We start from the raw sequence: 374 nt of genomic DNA, 5'->3' as shown, positions 1-374 counted from the left end.
TGTTCCTCATGCTTGACCAGTTCGCCGGAAGCATAGGACTTAAAGGAACGGAACACCGATACACATTCCTCATTCCGGCATTTTTCGGTCAGTTCTGGAATATCCAACATTCCTGTATGGTCATTGATGGCAAGGTCAAGGCGTTTCATCACACCACCGTCCACCAGAGCGTCCATAAGGAAATCATACCAGCTCCGTTCCTGTGCCAGCAGATAACTTTCAAACTGGCGACAGCCTTTTCCTTTCAGTTCCAGCAGGACACCTTTTTCTTCATCGGGAGAAGTATATACGAAAATATCTCCGATGTAGTAGTGTTCTGTATAACTGTAATGCCCGAAGTCCTCATGTATCATGTACTGAATATTGAGCTGTAA

General features: G+C 45.2%; 1 protein-coding gene. It reads right to left on the bottom strand.

Annotation, left to right across the window (positions count from 1 at the left end; all coding sequences use genetic code 11):
• The coding region (locus GPK60_RS09600) for a replication initiation factor domain-containing protein (RefSeq protein WP_215659649.1) at nt 1–374 on the bottom strand (374 nt) is incomplete at both ends.

This window comes from Ruminococcus sp. MCC718, assembly GCF_018783905.1.
Lineage (GTDB): Bacteria > Bacillota > Clostridia > Lachnospirales > Lachnospiraceae > Hominisplanchenecus > Hominisplanchenecus faecis.
This window is presented reverse-complemented; position numbering and strand designations above follow the sequence as displayed.